Annotated in this window: 19 protein-coding genes and 2 pseudogenes; 3 read left to right on the top strand and 18 right to left on the bottom strand. The window is 63.9% G+C overall.

The features are described 5' to 3' along the window. Positions 1 to 79: 79 nt before the first annotated feature. Positions 80 to 1,003, top strand: a complete 924-nt coding sequence (locus J3P88_RS02325; protein WP_434573787.1) for a LysR family transcriptional regulator — start codon at positions 80 to 82, stop codon at positions 1,001 to 1,003. Here the strand turns inward: J3P88_RS02325 and trhA are convergent. Further along, on the bottom strand, positions 991 to 1,608 hold the full coding sequence (gene trhA, locus J3P88_RS02320) for a PAQR family membrane homeostasis protein TrhA (RefSeq protein WP_122567374.1): 618 nt from the start codon (positions 1,606 to 1,608) through the stop codon (positions 991 to 993). The two genes, J3P88_RS02325 and trhA, sit on opposite strands and share 13 nt — an antisense overlap. A 298-nt stretch (positions 1,609 to 1,906) precedes the next feature. On the opposite strand from trhA, the gene J3P88_RS02315 reads away from it, so the two are divergent. Next, positions 1,907 to 2,821 (top strand): LysR family transcriptional regulator, encoded by a 915-nt coding sequence (locus J3P88_RS02315; RefSeq protein WP_186707073.1) that lies wholly within the window; start codon positions 1,907 to 1,909, stop codon positions 2,819 to 2,821. Between the two features lie 112 nt (positions 2,822 to 2,933). Here the strand turns inward: J3P88_RS02315 and madM are convergent, their stop codons facing one another. From madM to J3P88_RS02230, 17 genes and pseudogenes are all read right to left on the bottom strand, one after another. Beyond that, on the bottom strand, positions 2,934 to 3,698 hold the full coding sequence (madM, locus tag J3P88_RS02310) for a malonate transporter subunit MadM (RefSeq protein WP_053189554.1): 765 nt from the start codon (positions 3,696 to 3,698) through the stop codon (positions 2,934 to 2,936). A gap of 5 nt (positions 3,699 to 3,703) precedes the next feature. Continuing rightward, positions 3,704 to 4,096, bottom strand: coding sequence for a malonate transporter subunit MadL (madL, locus tag J3P88_RS02305; RefSeq protein ID WP_186710375.1), 393 nt, complete (start codon positions 4,094 to 4,096; stop codon positions 3,704 to 3,706). Positions 4,097 to 4,163: 67 nt separating this feature from the next. Then, entirely contained in the window at positions 4,164 to 5,084 is a 921-nt protein-coding gene (gene mdcH / locus J3P88_RS02300; protein ID WP_434573784.1) for a malonate decarboxylase subunit epsilon, read from the bottom strand. After that, a complete protein-coding gene (locus tag J3P88_RS02295) occupies positions 5,081 to 5,701 on the bottom strand; it encodes a malonate decarboxylase holo-ACP synthase (protein ID WP_434573782.1) in 621 nt (206 codons plus the stop codon). Before J3P88_RS02295 ends, mdcH begins: the two co-directional genes overlap by 4 nt. Next, positions 5,698 to 6,501, bottom strand: a complete 804-nt coding sequence (mdcE, locus tag J3P88_RS02290; RefSeq protein WP_434573780.1) for a biotin-independent malonate decarboxylase subunit gamma — start codon at positions 6,499 to 6,501, stop codon at positions 5,698 to 5,700. Before mdcE ends, J3P88_RS02295 begins: the two co-directional genes overlap by 4 nt. Beyond that, the gene (locus J3P88_RS02285) at positions 6,498 to 7,349 is read right to left on the bottom strand and encodes a biotin-independent malonate decarboxylase subunit beta (protein ID WP_434573778.1); all 852 of its coding nucleotides are present in this window, start codon (positions 7,347 to 7,349) and stop codon (positions 6,498 to 6,500) included. The genes mdcE and J3P88_RS02285 overlap by 4 nt, the downstream gene beginning before the upstream one ends. Beyond that, entirely contained in the window at positions 7,342 to 7,641 is a 300-nt protein-coding gene (locus tag J3P88_RS02280; RefSeq protein ID WP_207966832.1) for a malonate decarboxylase subunit delta, read from the bottom strand. Before J3P88_RS02280 ends, J3P88_RS02285 begins: the two co-directional genes overlap by 8 nt. Further along, on the bottom strand, positions 7,641 to 8,516 hold the full coding sequence (locus J3P88_RS02275) for a triphosphoribosyl-dephospho-CoA synthase (protein WP_186710367.1): 876 nt from the start codon (positions 8,514 to 8,516) through the stop codon (positions 7,641 to 7,643). Before J3P88_RS02275 ends, J3P88_RS02280 begins: the two co-directional genes overlap by 1 nt. Next, complete coding sequence (gene mdcA / locus J3P88_RS02270) at positions 8,517 to 10,187, bottom strand: malonate decarboxylase subunit alpha (RefSeq protein WP_434573776.1); 1,671 nt, start codon at positions 10,185 to 10,187, stop codon at positions 8,517 to 8,519. It lies immediately after the preceding gene. 351 nt (positions 10,188 to 10,538) lie between these two features. Further along, positions 10,539 to 10,962: pseudogene (locus J3P88_RS02265) on the bottom strand (hypothetical protein). Then, positions 10,925 to 11,554 (bottom strand): annotated as a pseudogene (locus J3P88_RS02260) (nucleotidyltransferase domain-containing protein). The pseudogenes J3P88_RS02265 and J3P88_RS02260 overlap by 38 nt, the downstream one beginning before the upstream one ends. A 214-nt stretch (positions 11,555 to 11,768) precedes the next feature. Then, positions 11,769 to 12,230, bottom strand: a complete 462-nt coding sequence (locus tag J3P88_RS02255; RefSeq protein ID WP_434573774.1) for a chemotaxis protein CheW — start codon at positions 12,228 to 12,230, stop codon at positions 11,769 to 11,771. Beyond that, positions 12,223 to 18,156 (bottom strand): Hpt domain-containing protein, encoded by a 5,934-nt coding sequence (locus J3P88_RS02250; RefSeq protein ID WP_434573773.1) that lies wholly within the window; start codon positions 18,154 to 18,156, stop codon positions 12,223 to 12,225. Before J3P88_RS02250 ends, J3P88_RS02255 begins: the two co-directional genes overlap by 8 nt. Positions 18,157 to 18,345: 189 nt before the next feature. Further along, entirely contained in the window at positions 18,346 to 20,406 is a 2,061-nt protein-coding gene (locus J3P88_RS02245) for a methyl-accepting chemotaxis protein (RefSeq protein ID WP_434573771.1), read from the bottom strand. A gap of 206 nt (positions 20,407 to 20,612) precedes the next feature. Next, positions 20,613 to 21,152, bottom strand: coding sequence for a chemotaxis protein CheW (locus J3P88_RS02240; RefSeq protein ID WP_186729233.1), 540 nt, complete (start codon positions 21,150 to 21,152; stop codon positions 20,613 to 20,615). A gap of 10 nt (positions 21,153 to 21,162) precedes the next feature. After that, on the bottom strand, positions 21,163 to 21,528 hold the full coding sequence (gene pilH / locus J3P88_RS02235) for a twitching motility response regulator PilH (RefSeq protein ID WP_018609535.1): 366 nt from the start codon (positions 21,526 to 21,528) through the stop codon (positions 21,163 to 21,165). A gap of 49 nt (positions 21,529 to 21,577) precedes the next feature. Further along, a complete protein-coding gene (locus J3P88_RS02230; protein ID WP_092170757.1) occupies positions 21,578 to 22,006 on the bottom strand; it encodes a response regulator in 429 nt (142 codons plus the stop codon). 224 nt (positions 22,007 to 22,230) lie between these two features. Here J3P88_RS02230 and gshB point away from each other — a divergent pair, with 224 nt between their 5' ends. After that, positions 22,231 to 23,184 (top strand): glutathione synthase, encoded by a 954-nt coding sequence (gene gshB / locus J3P88_RS02225; RefSeq protein WP_434573768.1) that lies wholly within the window; start codon positions 22,231 to 22,233, stop codon positions 23,182 to 23,184. Positions 23,185 to 23,254 lie beyond the last annotated feature (70 nt).

The raw sequence follows: 23,254 nt of genomic DNA, 5'->3' as shown, positions 1-23,254 counted from the left end.
CTTCAGGTTAGGGCCAGGTGACAGGCCGCGAACAATGAATAAAGATGGGCCCCCTATAAACAAAGGTTATGGGCTTGCCATGCGCCTTCGCCATATCGAGATTTTCCAGGCCATCCGCCAGACCGGTTCCATCAGCGGTGCGGCCCAACTGCTGCACGTTTCGCAACCGGCGGTGACCAAAGTGCTGCAGCACGCCGAGCAGCAATTGGGGTTTGCGTTATTCCTGCGGGTGCGCGGCAAGTTGCAGGCCACCCCCGAAGCGCTGGAGTTGGAGCGCGAAGTCGACAAGGTCAGCGAGAGCCTGCAAGGTGTCCGGCGCCTCGCCCAGAGCCTGCGCCGCGAGCCGGGCCACAGCCTGCGGATCGGCGCGACACCGGCCCTGGCCTTGTCGCTATTGCCGGCGGCGATCCATCAATGGACCCGACGCTACCCGGACATCGTCTGCGAGTTGTCCAGCGCCCACAGCCGCGAACTGACGCAGAACCTGCTGATGCGCGAAATCGACGTGGCCCTGACCCTGCAACCGCCCGATCATCCAGGACTCAAGGCCCGGGCCCTGGCCAGCGGCGTATTGGTCGCCCTGGCGCCGAGCGGTCATTGGCCCGAAGCGCAGGTGGGCCAGCCGATGCCGTTGCAGGCCCTGGCCGGCGCACCGTTGATCGGCCTGTCCAGTGCCGACCCACTTTCGGCCAAGCTGGACGGCTATCTCAAGGCCGTGGAACCGCCGCCGCGCATCAGCATCGCCGTACAGACCTATTCACTGGCCCGGGCCATGGTCGAGTCCGGTGCCGGGCTGGCAGTGATCGACCCGTTCACCGCGCTCGGCGCTTCGAGCACTCGCACCGCCATCCGGCCGCTGTCGCCCCCACTGCCGATTTCCCTGTACGCCGTGACCCGTGCCAATGAGGCGCCGGTGCATACCCTCGGCGCGTTGCTGGAGATTTTTGCCAGCCAGGCCCAGGCGCAGTTGGATCGCCTGTTCGCCGCCGCTCAAAGCACGTAGAACAGAATCGCCACGAAGTGCAGCAGACTGCCGGCCATGACAAACAGGTGCCAGATGCCATGGGCGTGGCGCAGCCGGTGGTCGAGGGCGAAAAAGATAATGCCGACGGTGTACAACACGCCACCCGAGGCCAGCCAGGCGAACCCTGTGCTGCCCAACGCCGCCAGCAAGGGCTTGACCGCCACCAGCACGATCCAGCCCATCACGGCGTAGATCACGATCGACAGGATCCGCGCTTCGGAACGCGGCTTGATTTCCTGCAAGATACCAATCACGGCCAGCCCCCAGACGATCCCGAACAATGTCCAGCCCCAGGGCCCACGCAGGGTCACCAGGCAGAACGGGGTGTAGCTGCCGGCGATCAACAGGTAGATCGAGAAATGATCGACCTTCTGCATGATTTCTTTTTTGCGCCCGCGCACGCTGTGATAGACCGTCGAAGCGCTGTACAGCACCAGCAAGGTGAACCCGTAGATCGCCACGCTGACGATCTTCCATGGATCGCCGGCCATCCCGGCGATCACCAGCAACCACACCGCGCCGATAAACGCGGCCACCGCCCCCACCAGGTGCGTCCAGGCGTTGAGTCGTTCCCCGTGATACATCCAATACCACCTCGCATTTAGAAACAGGGGCCAAGGCTCAGGCTTGGCGCTTGAAAGTGCAATGGTTTGCTCTCTGCATCGCACACAGAACCTGTGGCAAAAGATCATTTGTGGCGAGGGAGCTTGCTCCCGCTTGACCGGGCTGGCGCTCCAGTGCGCAGCGCTCACAAGATCCTTGGGGCTGCTGCGCAACCCAGCGGGAGCAAGCTCCCTCGCCACAAAGGCTCTCCAGCCACATGAATCGCGTCGCCAGGAAGACATGGGGCACAATCAGCCCATACGAATAAGAGTCCGCCCCATGCTGATCGACGAAGAATTGACCCTGAAGAAACTCGAGGTGTTCCTGGCCTTCATGCGCACCGGCAACCTGGCGCGGGCGGCGGCCGAGTTGCAGACCAGCAACGTCAGCGTGCACCGGGCCATTCACTCGCTGGAAAGCGCCTTGCGCTGCCCGCTGTTCAAGCACGAAGGCCGCAACCTCACGCCGTTGGAAAGCGCCTATGTGCTGGAGGAACGGGCGCAGAAGCTGATCCAGGACGTGGTCGACAGTGTGCGCCTGACCCGCGAGGCCGCCGGCTTCTCCGCCGAGCGCTTCAAGCTTGGCTCGCTGTATTCGCTGACAGTCAAGACCGTGCCGCAGTTGATCATGGGCCTGAAGATCCGCCGCAGCGAACTCAATATCGACCTGATCATGGGCTCCAACATCGACCTGCTGTACAAGCTCAAGAACATGGAAGTCGATGCGATCCTGGTGTCCCTGGACGACAGCGTCAACGACCCGGATTGCGAGCAGATCGCGCTGTTTTCCGATGACATCTTCCTCGCCACGCCGGCCGACTCGCCCTTTGCCCAGCGCAGCGAAGTCGACTTGGCCGAGGTCCGCGACGAAACGTTCATCACCCTGACCCAGGGCTTCGCCACGCATCAGGACGGTGTACGGGTGTTCAAGCAGGCGGGGTTCGAGCCGAAGGTGGCGATGCAGGTCAACGACATCTTCACCCTGCTGAGCATGGTCAGTTCCGGGGTGGGCTACGCTTTGCTGCCGGGCCGGATTGCAGCGGTGTATGAAAACCGGGTGAAGCTGATCCCCTTGCAGGAAAAGTACCGGTTGCAGCAGCACATTGGCGTGGTGTTCCTGAAGGCCAAGGAGCGTGATCCGAACTTGCTGGCGTTGTTGGCGGAGTGCCGGATGTATGCCAATCGGCAGGCGTGAGACCGAGTTGCCCCCTTCGCGAGCAAGCCCGCTCCCACAGAGGACTCGGGGTCTACTGTGGGAGCGGGCTTGCTCGCGAAGAGGCCAGTTCTTTCAACAAAGAGACTAAGCCCTACCCCATCAACCCCCGCATGATCAAGAACAGCAGCGAAGGCCCGAGCAAACACCCAAGTGCCGTGTAGAACGCCGCCGTCAGGCAACCATACGGCACCAGCTTCGGATCGGTGGCCGCCAACCCACCGGCCACGCCGCTGGAGGTGCCCATCAAGCCGCCAAAAATCACCGCGCTGCGCGGGTTGTTGAGGCCGATGTACGGCGCCACGAACGGCGTCGCCACCATCACCAGGATCGCCTTGATCAATCCGGCGGCAATGGACAGCGCCATCACCTCGGAACTGGCCCCAATCGCCGCCCCGGTCACCGGCCCGACGATGTAGGTCACCGCTCCCGCACCAATGGTGGTCAGGCTCACCGAATCGGTATAACCGAAGGCCATCGCCACGCCGACACCGGCAATGAACGACGTACCGACGCCGACAAACAACGCCAGCACCCCGACGAAACCGGCGCGCTTGAGTTCCTCGACGCTCACGCCGAACGCCGTGGCGACGATGGCGAAGTCCCGCAGCATGGCACCGCCCAGCAGGCCAATCCCGGACAGCAGTGGAATGTCCACCACGCCCTTCTGCCCACCGGTCATTGCCCCGCCGATGTAGGAGAGCACTAGCCCCAGCAGGATGGCGATGGCCGAACCGTGCAGGCGGCCCTTGGTGAAGGTATTGCTGATCCAGTAGGACACCCACATGGTGATGCCGACAATGGCAAAACCGCTGATCAGGCCGTAGCCGGTGATGACTTTCATCATGGATTCGTACATGGCAATCACCCGACCGTCTTGACGGAGATGTCGGCCTGAGGCCCTTTGTTGCCAATGCGCACCAGCACCGGTACCAACGCAAAGGCAATCACCACCGCCAGGGTCCCGGCCAGGATCGCCATCGGCCCACCCTTGAGTGCACCGTAGACGTTTTGCTGGGCCGCCATCGCGACCACGATGGGGATGTAGATCGCACTCCAGAATTCCACGCCGGCCTCGGATTTGCCCGTGAACAGGCCGCGTTTGTTCAGGTAACTGCCCAGGCCGATCAACAGCAGCATCGCAATGCCGACGCCGCCGACGTTGGCCGGCACGCCAATCAGCTTGCCCAGCAGCTCGCCGATGAAAATACCCGCCAGGGTACAAAAGGCCAGGAACGCCACACCGTAAATAATCATTGTCGTAGTCCTCAAAGTGCATCGTCGAAGTTGTTGTTTTTGTGCTTCGCCAGCTTGAGTCGGTGGTCTAGGGTTGGCGGCTTCCCTCCTCACGCAACAGCGCTTGCAAGGTATCGAGCCGAGCACCGTCGAAGGCGATGACGGAGCCCTGCTCGAACACCCGGCGCGCCAGGGCGGTGAGCACCGCACCGGGCGGCAGTTCGATCTGCAACCGCACGCCTCGCTCGTAGGCGCTTTGCACCGTGCCGCGCCAATCGACGACACGGCACATGTTGAAGGCCAGGTCGTCGCGCAGGGCATCGATCTTGATCACCGGCCGGGCGCGGCTGCCGCTGAGATAGCCCAGTGTCGGAGCTTTCAACGGCACCTCGGCAAACGCCTCGGCCAACGTCCGGGCCGGCGCCTCCAGCAACGGACAATGGGACGGCACGCTCACCGCCAGCCGGCAGGCCTTGCCAGCGCCTTGGCTCCGAGCCTTTTCGGCAACGAGGCCCATGGCGCCGTCGCTGCCGGCAATGACCACTTGGTTATCGGCATTGATATTGGCCAGGTAGACCGGCGTTGTTTCACTGTGCACCTGGGCCAGCAAGGCTTCCACCGCCGCGAGGTCCAGGCCGATGATCGCCGTCATGCCGTAGCCTTGCGGGTAGGCCTGCTGCATCAGTTCGCCGCGCAGGCTGACCAGCCGCAACGCATCCTCGAAAGCCAGCGCCCCGGCCACCACTGCCGCCGGATACGCACCGATGGACAGTCCCGCCACATAATCAGGCGCGGGAGCCCGTTCCAGCAATCGGCGGGCCGCCGCCACGCCGGCGATCAGCAGGCACAGCTGCACGGCGCGGGTTGATTGCAAGGCTTCAGCGCTGTCCAGCCGCAAGACGTCTTCACCGAGCACAGCACCCGCCTCGTCCAGGATCCGCGGCGCCACCCCATGGAGCATGCCCACGCGCTGCGCACCCTGGCCGGGAAAGACCAAGAGCCTGCTCACGCGACCTGCTCCAACGAAGGCTGCCAGGGATCGCTCACCAGCCGGGCCCGGACATCATCCTTGAGCAAGACCCGACGGGACGAGCCCGCCCATTCGCGCAAGGCCACGGCGCCGCAAGGGGTTTGCAACTGCATGTCCACGGCGCATACCGAAGCATCCAGTAGCGCCAGCAACTCCTTGGCCTGGAGCCGATCCAGGCGCTGCGGCGTGCGCAGAATCAGATCCAGGTCGCTGCGCTCATGCAGTGCCTCGACACCCGTGGCGAGTTCGAATCCGGCGCTGCCACTGACCCCCCAGGCCCAGCCGCTGGCATCGAGCAGCGGGCGCAGGCGGGCCAGCGTGTGCAGGGCCGGCAGGTCGCGAGTCGACTCGACGTGACAGAGGTCTTCCGGCCTGACGCAACGGGAGATCGCCGCGACCGCCATCGATGTTGCATAACGCTGCTCGCGCAAGCGCCCACGCACGCCGACCGCGATTCGATCCGGTGCCGTCAGCGAGCGCCGAACCACCACCGGATGACCGGCGGCAATCGATTCGACCACCCATGCCGGCGCACTCGCAGGCACCTGCTCCGGGGTCATCCCCCAGAGCAGGTCATGGGCCAGGTACGTATTCACCACTGCGCTCTCAACAATTGGCGAACCGTGCTGGAGGCTGCCCGATGGGTCGCACCGAGGCGACTGCTCAAGTCGCGAGGCGCAGTGGCGACATCGTTGATCGCCTGTTGCAGGCAATCGATGACCCGGGCCAAATCAGTCGCCGAGGGCTGTTCGATCTGCTCCACCGACAGGGTTTCCCACAGCAAGCCCAGGCTGGCAAAGCTGTCGATGTCATAGGCCATCGGCGGCACGCTGGCAGCCAGCGCTTCAAGCTCCTCGACACTGCGCAAGGTCACCCGCGCCGCCGAAGCCTTGCCCATGGCGTGGACCATCACGCCCGGGTCGCGCAGGGCGATCAACCGGTTGGCCTGGTAGCCGTGGGCCAGGAACGCCCCCGACATCGCCTTGCCCACCAGCAAGCCAATCACCGGATGCCCGGCCAACCGGGCGCGGGCGTAACTGTCAGCGGCGCCGGCCAGGGCCTGGTGAATGCCCAGCGCTTCTTCGCGCCGGCCATAGGCCTGGCTCGGCACATCGACAATGGCGATCAGCGCACGCTTGTGGGTTGCATCGCGGTCGGCGTCGATGGCGTCATCCACCGCCTTGGCCAGGCCCCACCCTTCCAGCAAGCCGACTTCGCCATTGCGCGCCCGAGGGAAACGGTTGTCGGGATCGGCCACCACCCCCAGCAGGCGCACGGTTTGTTCGCCCAGGCTGACATCGGCGACTTTCAACGAAGCGGGTAAACCTTGCACCGTGCTGGCACCACCACTCAAGGCCTCGAACCAGCGCAAGCCTCTCAACGAATAAGCACTCATGGGCGTTCTCCCTGGTACAGCTGGCGAACCGCTTCCGGTTCGATTTGCACACCGGTGTCCAAGCGGGCCAGGCGTTGCAGGAACAGTTCGGCCTGGCCACTGCGGTGCTGCGCGGGCACGCCCAGGTGCAGCAACTGGCTGACCTGCTGGCGGATCTGCGTCACGTCGTCGGCCGCGTAACGGTCCACCAGTCCGGTGGCGAAACGCTGCTCACCGCCGGTCAGGCTCCAGATAAATGGCCGGTCGCGAGAGTCGTATTCGTCGAGGCCGGCTTCCTGTTCGATCACTTGCGGACCGTTCAGGCCCAGCCGTGCTTCCCGGGTCACCAGCAGATAGCTGCACAGCCCGGCGGCAATGGACATGCCGCCAAAGCAACCGACGCTGCCGGCGACCACACCAACCACTGGCTGGTACTGGCGCAGATCGACTATCGCCGAGTGAATCTCGGCAATCGCCGCAAGCCCGAGGTTGGCTTCCTGCAACCGCACGCCGCCGGTTTCCAGCAGCAACACGGCGCGGGTCGGAATACCTTTGCGGTTGTCCTGCGCCGCCAATTCCAACGCACCGGCGATCTTCGCCCCGCCGACTTCGCCGAGGCTGCCACCCTGGAACGCGCCTTCGATGGCGGCGATCACCACCGGCAGGCCGTCGAGCATGCCCTTGGCGATCACTACGCCGTCGTCGCTTTGCGGCACCACGCCTTGGCGCAACAGCCACGGCGACATGATCCGCTGGAACGGGTCGAGCAATTCGCGGAACGTACCGGCATCGAGCAAGGCTTTGGCCCGTTGCCGGGCGCCGAGTTCGACGAAGCTGTGCTTGTTGAGCAACGCTGCGCTGTCAGTCATGGCCGATCTCCTCGAAGCCTTGTTCCAGGCGCAGGCGCACCACGCCGGGGGTGGCGCCGAAATCATGGATGTCGATGCTCATCGCGGCCGGTGTCTGACCGTCGAACATCCGCGCAAACAGATGCCGCCAGCGCTGCTCGCTGCCGTTGACTGAGGTCTGCACCTGGATGGTCAGCTTGCCCGCCAGGCCAGGCTCGATCAGTACTTCCAGATCGCCCGAGCCGACACAGCCCACCAGCGCCCGGCCCCGTGGCGGCTGGCCGGCGGGGAATTCAAAGGATAAGGTTTCCATCAGCACACTCCTGGGAAGAAGCCATCGCCGCGCTCGATGCGATCGAGGAACAGGCAGGCGGCGAGCAGGTCGGCAGCGCCGCCGGGCGAGGCGTTCAAGGCAATCAGTTGTTGGTCCAGCGCATGCAATTGGCGACGGCCGCCCAGGCTCGCACTGCCACCGGCGTCGAGCACCGCTTTGGCACCCTGCTGCATGGCTTGCAGACCCGCTTCGCCGGCGCGGTAAAGCACGCAGGTGTCGGCCAGTGTTGTCATGATCGCCAGCAAGGCATCCAGGCGAGCGTTCTGCTCGCCCGCCCCCGCCGCGCGGCTGCGCTTGAGTTGCGGCAAGCCCAGGCCCGTCACCGCCGGGAACGCCAGTTGCGCTTCTTCCCGGGCGCCGCGCACGCCGTAGCGCTGGGCGACCTGGGCGCCGTGGCTCAAGGGTTGGGGTGCATAACGGTCGGTGAGCAAGGCCAGGCGGGCGGCGCGTAGCGTGACGGCGCCCGCGACGTTGGATTCAGGCTCAAGCGCCGCCGCCGCGACGAGCAAGCCCAAGGCCCAGATCGCACCACGATGCGTATTTACGCCGCCCGTGGTGGCGAGCATCGCGGCTTCACCTTCTCGGCCGATCCGGCCAAGGGCCTCGCGCAGCGGCAAGCCGATCTCGCCACACTCGAGGGCGGCCTCGGCCATTTCCTTGAAGGCCGGCCACAGCGACAGTGCCGAGGCGTGCATCAGGCCCAGGTGCAGGTCGGTGTGGGCACCACTGCCGCGCCGGTCCACCAGGGCCGGTTTGGGTGAGAGGTCGGCTTCGTCGATCAGCGCGTCCACCGCCAGATCGGCCAAACGTTCAGCCAGGGATAACGTCTTGGGTTGCAGATTAAGGGCGCGCATTTACCAGCTCCTGAACTTGGCGGGCGGGTTGTAGAGGCCACCGGACCATTCCACCAGATCGGCCACGCTCTTGGCCGCGAGCAACTCGCGGGTGGCGTCGGTGCGGCGGATGCCGAGGTCTTCGGGCAAGGCGATCAGCCCTTCGCGGCGCATGCGTGCGGTGTCTTTCGGGTCATGGCGCAGGCCGATGGCAGTGACGCCGGCCACGGCGGCGATCATCGCCTGGCGCTCTTCCAGGGAGCGGGCCTTGTACAGGTAGGCGATGCCCTCTTCGGTGAGCAGGTGGGTGACGTCATCGCCGTAGATCATGATCGGCGCCAGGGGCATGCCGGCTTTCTTCGCCACGTCCACCGCGTCGAGAGTGTCGACGAAGGTGGGCTTGCCGCCCTCCTGGAACGTCTCGACCATCTGCACTACCAGCTTCTTGCCGCGTTCGAGTAACGGCGCCTCGCCATCGCCGTGGCGCATGTCGAGCCAGGCCGGCGTGCCGTGACGGCGACCGCGGGGGTCATGGCCCATGTTCGGCGCACCGCCGAAGCCGGCCAGTCGACCGCGGGTCACCGTGGAGGAATGGCCGTCGCCGTCCACTTGCAGGGTGGCGCCGATGAACAGGTCCACCGCGTACTGCCCCGCCAGTTGGCAGACCATGCGGTTGGAGCGCAGCGAACCGTCGTGGCCGGTGAAGAACACGTCGGGGCGCGCGGCGATGTAACTTTCCATGCCCAACTCGGTGCCGAAGCAATGCACGCTTTCGACCCAGCCGCTTTCGATGGCCGGGATCAGGGTCGGGTGCGGATTGAGGGTCCAGTTGCGGCAGATCTTGCCCTTCAAACCAAGGGATTCGCCGTAGGTCGGCAAGATCAATTCGATGGCGGCGGTGTTGAAACCGATGCCGTGGTTGAGGGACTGGACGTTGTGTTTTTCGTAGATCCCACGGATCGCCATCATTGCCATCAGCACATGCACAGGCTTGATATGGCGAGGGTCGCGGGTGAACAACGGTTCGATGTAGAACGGTTTGTCGGCCACCACCACGAAATCCACCCAGGACGCCGGGATATCGACTCGCGGCAAATCGCTGACATCGTCTACCAACTGATTGACCTGGACGATCACGATGCCGTCGCTGAAGGCCGCCGGTTCGATCAGCGCCGGCGTGTCTTCGGTGCTGGGGCCGGTGTAGATATTGCCGGCGCGGTCGGCCATGAAACCGGCCGAGAGCACGACATTGGGAATCAGGTCCACCACCAGCCGGGCATAGAGCTCGATGTAGGTGTGGATCGCGCCGATTTCCAGCAGGCCGTCTTCCAGCAACTGGCTGATGCGCAGGCTCTGGGTACCGGCGAAAGAAAAATCGAGCTTACGGGCGATGCCGCGTTCGAACAGGTCCAAGTGCTCGGAACGACCGACGCTGGGCATGATCATGTGCAGGTCATGCAGCTTCGAAGGGTCGACTTTCGCCAGGGAGCGGGACAGGAAGTCCGCCTGCTTCTGGTTATTGCCTTCCAGCACCACACAGTCGCCGGGCAGGATCAACGCCTCCAGCGCCGCGACGATCTTGTCGGTGGGCAGCACCACTCCGTCGGCAAGCCCCTTCACCAGCCCGAGACGCCGCTGTTTCTCGCTGCGCCGCCGCGTCCAGCGCGAGTCGGGGGATATTGTTGTTGTCATGACCACTCCACGGGTTCGCTGTCGTGGAGCTCACCTTAGGAGTGTTGTGGCGTGGGCATCAATCAAGCTCAGCGGCGGATCGTTACGGTGGGAGTAATGGTTGAATGCCGCAGCGGACAATGCTTCTGTGGCGAGGGAGCTTGCTCCCGCTCGGCTGCGCTGTAGGAGCTGCCGAAGGCTGCGATTTTTTGATCTTTCGCTTGAGATTCAATTGTCTGGGGAAAGATCGCAGCCTCGTTGCACTCGACAGCTCCTACGGGCGCGACCCAGCGGGAGCAAGCTCCCTCGCCACGGTTTGCGACATCCGAATGAGGGCCAGCCCTGTGGGAGCAGGTCCACTCACCACGGGTATTAAGTTTTAGCCATTAACTGTTGGACTCGTTCGAGCAATTCTGCCGCGTTCTCAATCATTTGCGTAAGGAGTGCATGGTCTTCGTCCATATAACCCTCGTACTCGGCGAGGTTGCGCCGCTCATGACACAACGAATAACCGGACCTGTACTTTGCTCGCATCCGCCGTGTGAATCAGGCACTGGAAGACCAGATAGCGTTTGTCCGACCGATAACCGCTCAAACGTAGCGCCGTGAGCGCCAAGGCATGGGCGGCGTTATATGCCAGGTCGAATCGACTTGAGAAAGAGAGGGAAGTGGTTTGGGCATCCTTCAAGCGATCCACGGCTGAACGCATCAGGCCTTCACATTCCTGGCGATCCGGTGGTTCGGTTTTCAGGCCGCCGCTATGTGACAGGTTCTCCAGGTTTTGGTGCTTGTCCATCCTTGGTTTCCAAAGGGTTTTCACCCAGCAAGTCGATCTTCTCCTGCTGCGCTACCCGCACCACGAAGCTGTTGCCGGCCGCAAGTTTTGCTGCCCAGTCCCGGGGCGTCTAGAGCGTAGGGTTGAGGGGGCGGCCCAGTTGTTCTTCCAGAGGCAGGAGCCGCTCCATGACTTCACTGTAGTGCAGGCCCTCGCCGATCAGCATGAGGTCTATGTCACTGGATGTGTTCGCCTGGCCCTTGGCGATGGAGCCATAGACGAACGCCCAGCACAGTTGCTCTGAAAAGGGCTCCAATGCCAGGCGTAACGGTTCGGCGATGCCGATGGTCTTGCGCACGATGCCCAGCAGTTCAGCGTAAATCGGACAGTGTGGATTGGCTTGATAATGGGTTTGATTGCCCAGACGAGTCATGGTGAGCACGCCTGAGCGTTGCAGGCGCTCCAGCTCGCGCATGAGGCTGCCTTTGCCTACTTGGGCCCAGCGGGCAATTTCGTTGGCATAGAAGCTTTGATCAGGCTTACCAAACAACAAGCCCAAGACTCGCTGCTGAGTGGCCGTGAACAGCGCGTCGCTGAGAGAAAGAGGGTTCATATAAGCAGTCTACAGTCCCAAAAGGGGAACGATAGGTCCCTTATTGGGACTTATCAAGCTTTGACACTTAAGTCGGTCCCCATAAAAGGACTTAACAGCCCCTTATGGGGCTGCTTCTCAGCCCAGCGGGAGCAAGCTCCCTCGCCACGGTTTGCGACATCCGGATGAGGGCCTGCCCTGTGGGAGCGAGCAAGCTCGCTCCCACAGTTTGGGCTCAGTTGCCGACCAATCCCGCCGCAATCACCAACTCTTCCAACGCCAGCAAATCTGGCACTTTCGCTACATGCTCCCCCACCTGCACCGCCGCCTGCTCCAGCCCGCACAGCGGCACGTCGACGTAGCTCAACTGGCTGTCGAGCTTGCAGGAACGTGGAATACCTTGGACCAGCAAAGCGATGAAGCGCAGTTCCGGGCGCCCGCCCAGGGCGTTGAGCACGACGATGCGCACGCGCTCGCCCATCACGGTTTTCTGGCCGCAGGCCGACTCGAAGCTCAACAGCGGGATCTGCCGTTCGCGCCAGCTCACCCAGCCCAGGAACCACGGTGGAGTGTCCAAATCGAAGACGCTGCTCTGGTAGTCGATCAGTTCGGCCACCGCCACGTTGGGCAGGATCAGGTGTCGGTCGGCCAAGGGCAGCAATAACCCGGTGAGGTGGCTGGTGCGATGCTCATGCATGGGTTTTGCTCCAGTGGGCGATGCTGTCGAGCAGCACCGATTCCTGGTACGGCTTGCCCAGGTAGTCATTGACACCGATGGCCATGGCGCGGTCGCGGTGTTTCTGGCCGGTGCGGGAGGTAATCATGATGATCGGCAGGTGCGCCAGGCGCGGGTCGTTGCGCACTTGGGTGGCCACTTCGAAACCGTCCATGCGCGGCATTTCGATGTCCAGCAGCATCAGGTCGGGCGCGTGTTCGGCCAGTAGCGCCATGGCATCCACGCCGTCCTTGGCGGTCAGGACATGCATGCCATGGCGTTCCAGCAGGCGACTGGTGACCTTGCGCACCGTCACCGAGTCATCCACCACCAGCACCAGCAGTGGCCGTTGCGGTTCGCCCTCGCCTTCGGCCGGCACCTGGCGGCGCGGAACCTGGTGGGGCAAGGCGCGGATCGGCGCCAGCAGGTCGAGGATCAACACCACCCGGCCATCCCCCAGGATCGTCGCCCCGGACAAGCCCTGCACCGCCGCGAATTGCGGCCCCAGGCTCTTGACCACGATCTCCCGGGTCCCGGCGATGGCGTCCACCTGCACGGCGACGTGCCGCTCGTTGCACTTCACCAGCAACACCGGCAAGGGTTGGCTCTGGCCCAGCAATTTCGGGCGGCCGCCGGTTTTCAGCAACTCGCCCAGATAGCACAGCTCATAGCGTTGCCCGGCGTAGGTGTAGGTCGGCGGATCGAGCTGGTAATAGCCGTCCAGTTCGGCGGGCAACACCCGGACCATGCTGTCGATGGCGTTCAGTGGGATCGCGTACTGGTCGTCGTGACAATGCACCATCAACGCCCGGTTCACCGCCACGGTAAACGGCAGGCGAATGCGGAAATGCACGCCCTGCCCCGGCGTGGAATCGATGACCATGCTGCCACCCAACTGCCGCACCTCTTCGTGGGCCACGTCCATGCCCACGCCACGCCCAGAGATCTGGGTGATTTTTTCCGCGGTTGAAAACCCCGGTTGCAGGATGAACTGCAGCACGTCGCGGTCACTGATGTCGCTGTCCGGCGCCAACAGGCCACGCTTGATCGCCTTGCGCCGCACCGCTTCCAGCGGCACGCCGGCACCGTCGTCGCGGATGTCGAAAATGATGTCGCCGCCCTCCCGGGACAGGTCGAGGCTGATGCGCCCCCGCGCGGGCTTGCCGGCGGCGATGCGCACGTCGGCCGACTCCAGGCCGTGGTCGACGGCGTTGCGCAGCATGTGTTCCAGCGGCGCGGCCATGCGTTCCAGGACATTACGATCCATCTCGCCGTCGGCATTGCCGACCACGAATTCCACGTCCTTGCCCAATTCCTGCGCCACTTGCCGGACGATGCGCTTGAGCCGCGGCAGCATGCGTTCGAACGGCACCATGCGCGTGCGCATCAGGCCTTCCTGGAGCTCGGTGTTGATCCGCCCCTGCTGTTGCAACAGGACTTCGGCGTCGTGGTTGCTGCGATCCAGGGTTTCCTTGAGTTCGAGCAAGTCCGACGCGGACTCGAACAGCGCCCGGGACAATTGCTGCAACTGGGAATGCCGGTCCATTTCCAGCGGGTCGAATTCTTCGTAGCCCAGGCGCTCGGCCTCCACTTGCTGGCGGCTGAGAATCCGCCCCTGGGTCTCGGTGTCCAGGCGCCGCAACTGGTCGCGCATGCGCTCGATGGTGGTTTCCATTTCGCCCAGGGCCACGCGCGCGTCGTTGACTTGCTGTTCGATGCGCCCACGGAAAATCGACGTTTCGCCCGCCAGGTTCACCAGGTCGTCGAGCAGTTCGGCGGAGACCTTGACCATGTCCGCACCGTCGCCCGCTGCGCCAGGGTCCGGTCTTGCCGGCGCCGTGGGAAGACTTACGCTAGCGGTGGGGACCGGCTCCGGTGTCGAAACAGCCTGTGGCGCCGCGCTTTCCTGGGGATGATTCACCGCCTGGATCTGCGCGATCAGCCGGTCGGCCAGTGGGCACGGGTGACCGGCGCGCACCGCATCGAGCATCTGCGCCAGTCGGTCATGGCTGCTTTGCAACAAGGCGAACAGCGCCGGGGTCGGCTGGAGCAGGCCCGCCGACAGGCCTTCGTAGAGGTTTTCCAGTTCGTGGGCGAGGTCGCCGATGGGGCCGATTTCCACCATCCGCGCGCCGCCCTTGAGGGTGTGCAAATCCCGTAGCAGGGTTTCCACGGCCTGGCGGTTCGACGGTTCTTCCTGCCAGCGCAGCAGCGCCGCGCCCGAGCTGTCGAGGATGTCGAAGCCTTCTTCAAGGAAGATTTCCAGCAACTCGGGATCATGGCCGGTGCCGTCGGCCTGGGCCGCGGCGCTCGTCTCGATGGCGTTCGGCTTGTCCTGGCGGAACCTTCGGATGGCGTCGATCAGCGCAACGGGATCGCCCAACGGCTGGCCCTGTTGCAACTGCCCAAGCAACAGGTCGAGGCGTTCGTGGCTGTTATCGAGCAACTGCGCCAGTTCCTCGTTGTAGCTGTAGCGCCGGTCCACCAGCCCTTCGTAGAGGTTTTCCAGCTCCTGGGCCAGGTCGCTCACCGGCCGGATGTCGGCCATCCGCGCGCCACCCTTGAGGGTGTGCAAGTCACGTTGCAGCGAGGACAACGGCGCGCCATTGTCCGGATCGGCCAACCAGCGTTGCAAGGCCTGGGCGGCGCTTTCGAGAATGTCCTGGGCCTCTTCGAGGAAAATCGACGCGAGGTCATCTTCCATCGAGGTCTCGGCGGGCGTGTCACGTTCCATTTCCGCCGTCGCGTGGCCCAGTTCGCGGATGCTCAAGGTGCGGCTGCCGTCGCTGCGGATCAGGCCGGTGGCCGACGGGTCGAGGCTCTCCTGAAGCAAGCGACGCAGGGCCTGTACCCGCTCGGGTTGCGGACGCACGTGCTGCCCGGCCGCCAGCTCATCGAGCATGTCGATCAGCGCTTCATGGGCGCGCTGCGCTTGCTGGAAAAATTCATCGCTGACCGCCAGGCTGCTTTCTTCCACCGCGCCGTAGAGGTCCAGCAGGGCTTCGCAGAGTTCGTCCACCGGGTGCAGGTCGGCCAAGTGCGCGCCTTCGCCGAGGGTAGTCAGTTCATCCAGCAGCGCACTCAATTCCTGGCCTTCGCCAGGGTGCTGCTGCCAGCGCTGCAAGAGGCTCTCGGCGTCCAGCAGGATGTCCATGCCCTGGGCAAGGAAATTGTTGATCAATTGTGGATCGCGCTTGGTCCTCAGGGCTTTGCCCGGCGCACTGTTGGCGGCGTGCAGGCGCTCGGCCAGCAGCGCCTGGGCGCGCTGGATAAGGTCCCCGGCGCCGGGGATCGGCGTCAGCGGTTCGCTGTGCAACCGGCGCAGGCCCAGGCGCAGCAGTCCCTCTGCCTCCAGCAGCAATTCCACCTCATCCAGGTCGAGGGCGATCAGGTGCGCCCGGTATTCCCGGGCGAGCTCATCCATCGCACCCGCCAGCTCGGCGATGGGCAGCACGCCGGCCATGGACGCACTGCCCTTGAGGGTGTGCAAGGCCCGCTGCAATTCATCGCTGGCCTGCAACGGCAGGTGGTCGGCCGCCTGGTCGAGAAAACGATTGAGGCTGGCGAGGTGGCCCTGGGCTTCGTTGTCGAAGATCTTCAACAGCAGCGGATCGAGAGCGGCTACATCCTGCTCGTCGTCATCGTCTTCATCGCCGCCCTTGGCCAGGCCATGGGCGCGGGCGGCCAGGCGGTCGACGTCGTCACGCTGGCGCTGGCGATTGGCGGCGAATTCGGCCACCAGGTCCGGCAACAACTGCACGGTATCTTCGATCAGCTGACGGACCGACGCCCCCGGCTCGACGCTGCGCTCCAGCACCCGGTTGAGCAGGTTTTCCACGGCCCAGGCCAGCTCGCCCAGCACCAGCGCCCGCACCATCCGGCCGCTGCCTTTCAAGGTATGGAACGCCCGGCGCAGTTCGCCCAGGGCAACAGCATCGTCGGGATGCGCGCCCCAGCGCGGCAGGTACTCACGCAGAACGTCGAGCACCTCGGCGGTTTCCTCGAGGAAGACCTCGCGCAATTCGTCGTCCACCGGGCTTTCGTCCAGTGGTGGCGGCAACAGGCTGCCCGGGGTGCTCCGGGCCGGCGGATTGACCGCCGACACCGGACTGGCCAGCACCTCGGCCAAGGACTGCACCGTCTGCGGGTCGTCCAGCTCCTGCAAGTCCTGCATGACCTGGGCTTCGTTGGGGCTCAACACATCATCGAGCACCGGCACCCGCGCTTCGTCAGGGTAATAGCCGAGCGCGGCCAGGCTCCGCTCGACCCCATCGAGCAACGGCTCGCCAGGGGTTTCCGGGTCTTCGCTCAAGCGCTCCAGGTAGTATTCCAGGCCGGTGATCACGTCGGCCAGGTGATCGAGCTCCTCCCATCCCGGCTGGGCCTGCTCCAGCAGCAGGTGGTCGCGGATGAACGCGTTGCAGGCCTCCACCAGGCTGGCGGCGCGGCCCAGGGGGATCATCGCCAGCGCGCCGCGCACCTGGGTCAGCAGTGCCGGCAAGGGCTGAAGTTGCTCGCTGTTCCAGTCCGCGTCGATGTAGTCGACGATCATGTCCTTGGCCTGTTGCAGGCAGGTGTGGGCTTCCTTGATGACGATCTGGTGGATCTGGGTCAGGTCGGTGGTGGGCAGGTGCGTGTCTTCGCGGCTCTCGGGCTCGACGGTGCCGACCATGCCGGCCAGGGTCGCCTCGACGTAGAGCAAGGCCCCGGCGACATCCATCAGGGTCGCGTCATCCGGCGCGCGCTGGCCTTGGGCAAGGCTCAGGACCACCGCCAGTTGATCGATGATGACCTTGCGCGGCTGGCCGAAGCCCAGCACCGCCAGGGTGTCGGCGATTTGCCGCAGCGGCGCCAGCAGGCTGTCCAGTTCCGAGGCGTGCTGGCGATCGCTGCGCACGAACAGGTCCAGGCGTTCCTTGACCCGCACCAACTCCTCGCACAGCGCGGCGAGCACCGAGCGCATGGCATCGCGGTCGGGCCCGGCCAGGCGCGCGCGTTCTTCGTCGACCATGGCGCTGTCGGGCAGCGCGTCGTCCAGTGAGTAGCGTTCTTTCATGATCTGCATCTGCCCGCTGGGATGTTCGGCCTTGGCAATATAGAACAACAAGCTCTTGAGCAGGTGCGGCGGTGCCGGCTGATTGATGCCGGGCATGCCTTGGTCCAGCAGGCGCTTGAGTTCCTTGTCGGCTTCCTTGAACAGGCTGCGCAGCGCCGGGCTGTTGGCGATGCGCCCGTCACGCATGCCTTCGACCAGCGCCGAGGCCACCTGCCATAACGCATTGAGCGGCGCGCCGGCGCACAAGGTTTCCAGGCGCTGGAAGACCTTGGCCAGGTAACCGAGGTGGGTCGCGTCGTCTTGTTCGCGCAGCAGGCCCACCAGGGCCATTTGCAGGGTCTGGCGCCATTTGCGCAAGGTGTTTGGCAGGTCGGCGGGTTCAAGGCGCTGCAAGGCCTCGTCGTCAAGCGGCGCAATATCGGGCAGTTCGGGGCTGAACAGGCTGGTTTCCGACAGCAGGCTCTCGCCCCGGGCACTGCGCAGGTCGTTGATCAAGGGCAGTACCACCAACGGCAGGTCGCGGCGGGCACCTTGTACGCGGTCAAGGTAGATCGGCAACTGCCCCAGGGCCTGGCTCAACAGGCTGATGGCTTCGTCGCGATGGGTGACGCGGTTGTCCTCGAGGGCGGCGCACAGCTGCTCCATCTCCTCGGCCAGCAGCGCCGCACCGTAGAACTCGACCATCTGCAGGCCGCCGTGGACCTGGTGAATGCAGGCCAGGCACTGCCCGAGGGCATCCGCCGCCTGGGGATCGTCCACCAGGCGGTTGAGGGCCAGATGAGCCTGCTTCAGCGTTTCGGCAATCTCGCCCTTGACCCATTCCAGGGCCACGTAGTCGTGCCGATCACCCATAACCACTCCAAATCAACAGTCGTATGCCGCAGGATTACATCAGCCTTTGTGGCGAGGGAGCTTGCTCCCGCTTGAGTGCGCAGCGCTCACGAAATCTTTGGGGCGGCTGCGCCCCCCAGCGGGAGCAAGCTCCCTCGCCACAAAAGCTTCCTCGCCACATGACCCTTCTCAATATGCAGATCCGGCCTGTCACACCTTGTCCTCATCCACCACAGGCGCCGTCGGCAAGGTAAACCCCGACACCGAACGGCGCAGCTGACTGGCCATTTTCGCCAGGTTGCCAATGCTTTCGGCGGTGGCGGTGGAGCCCGACGAAGTCTGCGTGGTGATCTGTTGGATCACGTTCATGGTCAAGGAAATCTGCCCCGCCGAGGTGGTCTGTTGCTGCGCCGCGTTGGAGATGCTCTGGATCAGCGCCGCCAGGGTCTTGGACACGCCTTCGATTTCTTCCAGGGCGACGCCGGCATCCTGGGCCAGTCGTGCACCGCGCACCACTTCGGTGGTGGTCTGCTCCATGGAAATCACCGCTTCGTTGGTATCGGCCTGGATCGCTCGCACCAGGGTCTCGATTTGCCGGGTCGCCGCCGAAGAACGCTCGGCCAGGCGCTGCACTTCATCGGCCACCACCGCGAACCCGCGCCCGGCATCGCCGGCCATGGACGCCTGGATGGCGGCGTTGAGGGCGAGGATGTTGGTCTGGTCGGCGATGTCGTCGATCAGGCTGACAATGTCGCCGATTTCCTGGGACGACTCCCCTAGGCGCTTGATGCGCTTGGCGGTGTCCTGGATCTGTTCGCGAATGTTGTCCATGCCATGAATGGTGTTGTGCACCACCTCGTTGCCCTTGTTGGCGATTTCCACCGAGCGCTCGGCCACCGCCGACGATTCGGCGGCATTGGCCGACACCTGGTCGATGGACTGGGCCATTTCATTAATTGAAGTCGATGCTTCGGAAATTTGCTGGGCCTGGTGTTCGGAAGCCTGGGCCAGGTGCATCGCCGTGGCCTGGGTTTCCTGCACGGCGGCGGCAACCTGGCCGGCGGTGAGGTTGATGGTCGCCACCAGGTCGCGCAGTTGGTCCACCGAGTAGTTGATGGAGTCGGCGATGGTGCCGGTGAAGTCCTCGGTGACCGAGGCCGTGACGGTCAGGTCGCCGTCGGCCAGGTCTTCGATTTCATCCAGCAGCCGCATGATCGCGTTCTGGTTGCGCTCGTTCTTTTCCGCGGTTTCGTGGAGCTGGCGGTTGGTCTCGCGGACCATCACCAGCCCGATCAGGATGATCGACATCAGCGCCATCAGCCCCAGCACATAACCGCCAATGGTGTTGACGGAGCGCCCACCGGCGAGGTTTTCGAAGGCCGTGGCCAGGTGCGAAGCCTCGTCGAGCAGGGTCTGCGACAGGTTGAAGATGTTGCCGGCCGACTCGCGGACCTTGAACAGCTCCGGCGAGGTCTCGAGGATTTCATCCACCGAGCCTGAGACGAATTCGAACAGCTCGCTGATTTCACTCAGGCGTGCCCGGGCATCGCGGTCCTGGACCTGGGAGATCTTCAAGGCCGGATCACCTCGCAACATGCCATTGAGCACCTGGCCAAAACGCGCCGCGTCGCGACCAAAGGTGTCAGCCGCCTGGCTGGCATTTTCGTCCCCCGCCAGCACGGTATTCACCGCGCCGAGAATCCGTTCGGCCAGCAGCGACTGGCGCTGGGCCATCGCCACCTGGGCAGCCGGCGCGCCACGTTGCAGCAGGATCTCGACGACTTTTTCGTACTCGACCTGCAACTGCGGCACGGTTTCAGCCAGGGTGGCTGCCACCTGATGCAGCGACAGCACGGTCTGCTCGCTGGAGAGGATGGCATCGGTGTTCTTGAGCAGGCGCTCCCAATCCAGCTGCACGGCGCGCATCTGTGGACGCAGGGTGGCGGGCGCAGGCGGCAGGCCGGTCACCGGGTCGCCCTGTTTCAGGTAACCCCAGCGCTGGGCGAAGTCATTGCGCGCGTCGCTGAGCAGCTTGAACGCCGCGGGCTTGCCGGCGGCGGCCTCGGTGGCGTTCTTGGCGATGCGCTGGGACAGCACCCGCAGCTCACCGGCATGGCCGATGTACTGTTTGTCATAGGTGGATTGAGTGTTGAGGTAAGCGAAGTTGGCGAACAGCAGCATGATGAAGACGATCAGCGCGACGAACAGCACGATGATCTGCGAACGACTGCGCGACGCTTCCAGTGGCTTGCCTGTTTTTGCTTTGATCATCGATTTTCGCCTGTACTGCCCAATCCAACTTACGGCTGTTCCTGGGGCAACTGCTTTACTCACCTGTCAGACCGAGTCGCCTCCTTCGCGAGCAAGCCCGCTCCCACATTTGATCTATGGCGCTCACACAATTTGAGTTCACGGCAGATCCATGTGGGAGCGGGCTTGCTCGCGAAGAGGCCAGCCCATTCACCCAATATTTCTGGTTAAATCGCCACATCCATGAACCCCGGAGACCGCGCCAGGGCAAACGGGCTGAACACCTGCCACTCGCGCTCGCCGCCAAACCGGCCCTTGACGAAGGCTGCTTCCGGGCCGTCGTGGTCGTCCACCAGCGTCGGTTCCAGGCTGTCCTGGGCAAAGTGCTGCAGCCCAAGGACTTCGTCCACCAGCAACCCGGCGAACACTTCGTCGTGGTCCACCACCAGCACGCGCCGCTGCTTGCGTACGGTCGACAGTTCATGGCCGAAGAACCCGCACAAGTCCATCAACGGCAACAAGCGTCCGCGCAGGTTAGCCACACCACGTACCCACGGCTTGACCCCGGGCAAGTGCGTGTGACGTGGCTCGTGCAGCACTTCGCTGACTTCGCCCATCGGCGCCACGTACCAGTGCTCGCCCAGGCGAAAGCCGATGCCGCTCCAGCCGGCGCGGTGGGTCGGCTGGGAGGGCAGGTCCGCCCCCAGAAGCCGGCAACGCCGGTCGATCTGCAACAGCAGTTCGAAGGCCGTCAGGGACTGGCTCATGGCCGCGCCGTCAACCCGCCAATACTTTGTTCAGGGTCGCGATCAGGGTTTCTTCGTCCACCGGCTTGGTCAGGTAGTCCTTCGCGCCCTGGCGCGTCCCCCAGACCTTGTCGGTGTCCTGGTCCTTGGTGGTGATGATGATCACGGGGATATGGCCGGTGTCCGGGTCCTTGGTCAACTGGCGCGTGGCCTGGAAGCCGTTGAGGCCGGGCATGACGATGTCCATCAGCACCGCATCGGGTTTTTCCTGGCGGGCCAGGGCCACGCCATCGGCGCCGTTCTCGGCCTTCAGAACCTCGTGGCCGTGCTTTTCCAGCATGCCGGTCAGTTTGTACATTTCAGTCGGCGAATCATCGACGATCAGAACTCGTGCCATGGTGTTCCCCATTTTTCTTGTTGACCCCGGGCCCGTTGGCCGAGTGTCATTAATGTGCCTGGTGCGGCTGGACAGCGGCAAAGCCCGGGACATGGGCCTGTATCGCCCCCAGCAGTTCTTCCTTGCTGAACGGCTTGGTCAAAAACTGATCGGAACCGACGATGCGCCCCTTGGCCTTGTCGAACAACCCGTCCCGGGACGACAGCATGATCACCGGCGTGGCCTTGAACGCGCTGTTGTTCTTGATCAGGGCACAGGTCTGGTAGCCATCGAGGCGCGGCATCATGATGTCGACAAAAATGATGCCCGGATGATGGTCGGCGATCTTGGCCAGGGCATCGAAACCGTCGATGGCCGTGATCACCTCGCAACCCACGTTGCGCAGCAAGGTTTCGGCGGTGCGGCGGATGGTCTTCGAGTCGTCGATGACCATGACCTTCAAGGCGCTGGGTTGCTGCTGCGTGAGATGCTCTGCCATTGCCACTGCGGACCGATTTTTAACGCGTAAGTGTGAACGACAGCGCAAACCCTTGATGTTCAAGGCCCGCACGTCACATGGCAGCCTTTTTAGCACAGTCTCCATCGCCGATCTATCGGCCGCTCGGCGCGGTGGTTTTTCCTTGACCGCCAATCTTCCGGGCGCCACTCTGACGCCACTTTTTCACGCCATTATGTGCCCATCATATTTCGAGGAACCAAGCCATGAGCGTACGCGTCGGCATTGTCATGGACCCTATCGCCAGCATTTCCTATAAGAAGGATAGCTCGCTGGCCATGCTGCTGGCCGCTCAGAAGCGCGGCTGGGAGCTGTTCTACATGGAGCAGCGCGACCTCTACCAGGCCGAAGGCCAGGCACGGGCGCGGATGAAGCCGCTAAAGGTCTTCGCCAACCCTGAAAAATGGTTCGAGCTGGGCGATGAAAGCGATGCGCTGCTCAGCGACCTGGACGTGATCCTGATGCGCAAGGATCCGCCGTTCGACATGGAGTTCGTGTACTCCACCTACCTGCTGGAACAGGCTGAAAACGCTGGCGTGCTGGTGGTCAACAAGCCCCAGAGCCTGCGCGACTGCAACGAAAAGCTGTTCGCCACGCTGTTCCCGCAATGCACGCCGCCAACCATCGTCAGCCGTCGCCCGGACGTGTTGCGCGCATTTGCCGACCATCACGGCGACGTGATCCTCAAGCCCCTGGACGGCATGGGCGGTTCCTCGATCTTCCGGCACACCGCCGGCCACCCGAACCTGTCGGTGATCCTGGAAACCCTGACCCTGCACGGCCAGCAACAGATCATGATCCAAGGCTACCTACCGGCCATCGTCGATGGCGACAAGCGCATCCTGATGATTGACGGCGAACCGGTGGACTATTGCCTGGCGCGCATTCCGGCAGCCGGCGAAACCCGCGGCAACCTGGCGGCCGGTGGCCGTGGCGAGGCGCGACCGCTGACCGAGAAGGACCGCTGGATCGCCGCCCAGGTCGGCCCGACCCTGCGTGAGAAAGGCCTGCTGTTCGTGGGCCTGGACGTGATCGGCGAGCACCTGACAGAAATCAACGTCACCAGCCCGACGTGCATTCGCGAGATCGACAACGCCTTTGGCACGGACATCGGCGGCATGTTGATGGATGCCATCGATCAGAAGCTCAAGGCTCGTTGATCCAGATCTGCTGAAGGAAACCCACATTGCGTTATCATGCCCGGCCTGAAAAAAACGCGATGTTGGTTTC

Origin of the sequence: Pseudomonas sp. Z3-6 (assembly GCF_051131985.1) — a bacterium.
Classification (GTDB): domain Bacteria; phylum Pseudomonadota; class Gammaproteobacteria; order Pseudomonadales; family Pseudomonadaceae; genus Aquipseudomonas; species Aquipseudomonas zanjanensis.
This window is presented reverse-complemented; position numbering and strand designations above follow the sequence as displayed.

Bases quoted from the DNA above. Each gene is read 5' to 3' on its own strand.
- J3P88_RS02275 (WP_186710367.1), bottom strand. From the start codon at position 8,516: ATGCGCGCCCTTAATCTGCAACCCAAGACGTTATCCCTGGCTGAACGT.
- J3P88_RS02255 (WP_434573774.1), bottom strand. From the start codon at position 12,230: ATGCATGAGCATCGCACCAGCCACCTCACCGGGTTATTGCTGCCCTTG.
- J3P88_RS02245 (WP_434573771.1), bottom strand. From the start codon at position 20,406: ATGATCAAAGCAAAAACAGGCAAGCCACTGGAAGCGTCGCGCAGTCGT.
- J3P88_RS02285 (WP_434573778.1), bottom strand. From the start codon at position 7,349: ATGACTGACAGCGCAGCGTTGCTCAACAAGCACAGCTTCGTCGAACTC.
- trhA (WP_122567374.1), bottom strand. From the start codon at position 1,608: ATGTATCACGGGGAACGACTCAACGCCTGGACGCACCTGGTGGGGGCG.
- madL (WP_186710375.1), bottom strand. From the start codon at position 4,096: ATGATTATTTACGGTGTGGCGTTCCTGGCCTTTTGTACCCTGGCGGGT.
- J3P88_RS02250 (WP_434573773.1), bottom strand. From the start codon at position 18,156: ATGGGTGATCGGCACGACTACGTGGCCCTGGAATGGGTCAAGGGCGAG.
- gshB (WP_434573768.1), top strand. From the start codon at position 22,231: ATGAGCGTACGCGTCGGCATTGTCATGGACCCTATCGCCAGCATTTCC.
- J3P88_RS02325 (WP_434573787.1), top strand. From the start codon at position 80: ATGCGCCTTCGCCATATCGAGATTTTCCAGGCCATCCGCCAGACCGGT.
- mdcA (WP_434573776.1), bottom strand. From the start codon at position 10,187: ATGACAACAACAATATCCCCCGACTCGCGCTGGACGCGGCGGCGCAGC.
- J3P88_RS02240 (WP_186729233.1), bottom strand. From the start codon at position 21,152: ATGAGCCAGTCCCTGACGGCCTTCGAACTGCTGTTGCAGATCGACCGG.
- mdcE (WP_434573780.1), bottom strand. From the start codon at position 6,501: ATGAGTGCTTATTCGTTGAGAGGCTTGCGCTGGTTCGAGGCCTTGAGT.
- madM (WP_053189554.1), bottom strand. From the start codon at position 3,698: ATGTACGAATCCATGATGAAAGTCATCACCGGCTACGGCCTGATCAGC.
- J3P88_RS02230 (WP_092170757.1), bottom strand. From the start codon at position 22,006: ATGGCAGAGCATCTCACGCAGCAGCAACCCAGCGCCTTGAAGGTCATG.
- J3P88_RS02315 (WP_186707073.1), top strand. From the start codon at position 1,907: ATGCTGATCGACGAAGAATTGACCCTGAAGAAACTCGAGGTGTTCCTG.
- J3P88_RS02280 (WP_207966832.1), bottom strand. From the start codon at position 7,641: ATGGAAACCTTATCCTTTGAATTCCCCGCCGGCCAGCCGCCACGGGGC.
- pilH (WP_018609535.1), bottom strand. From the start codon at position 21,528: ATGGCACGAGTTCTGATCGTCGATGATTCGCCGACTGAAATGTACAAA.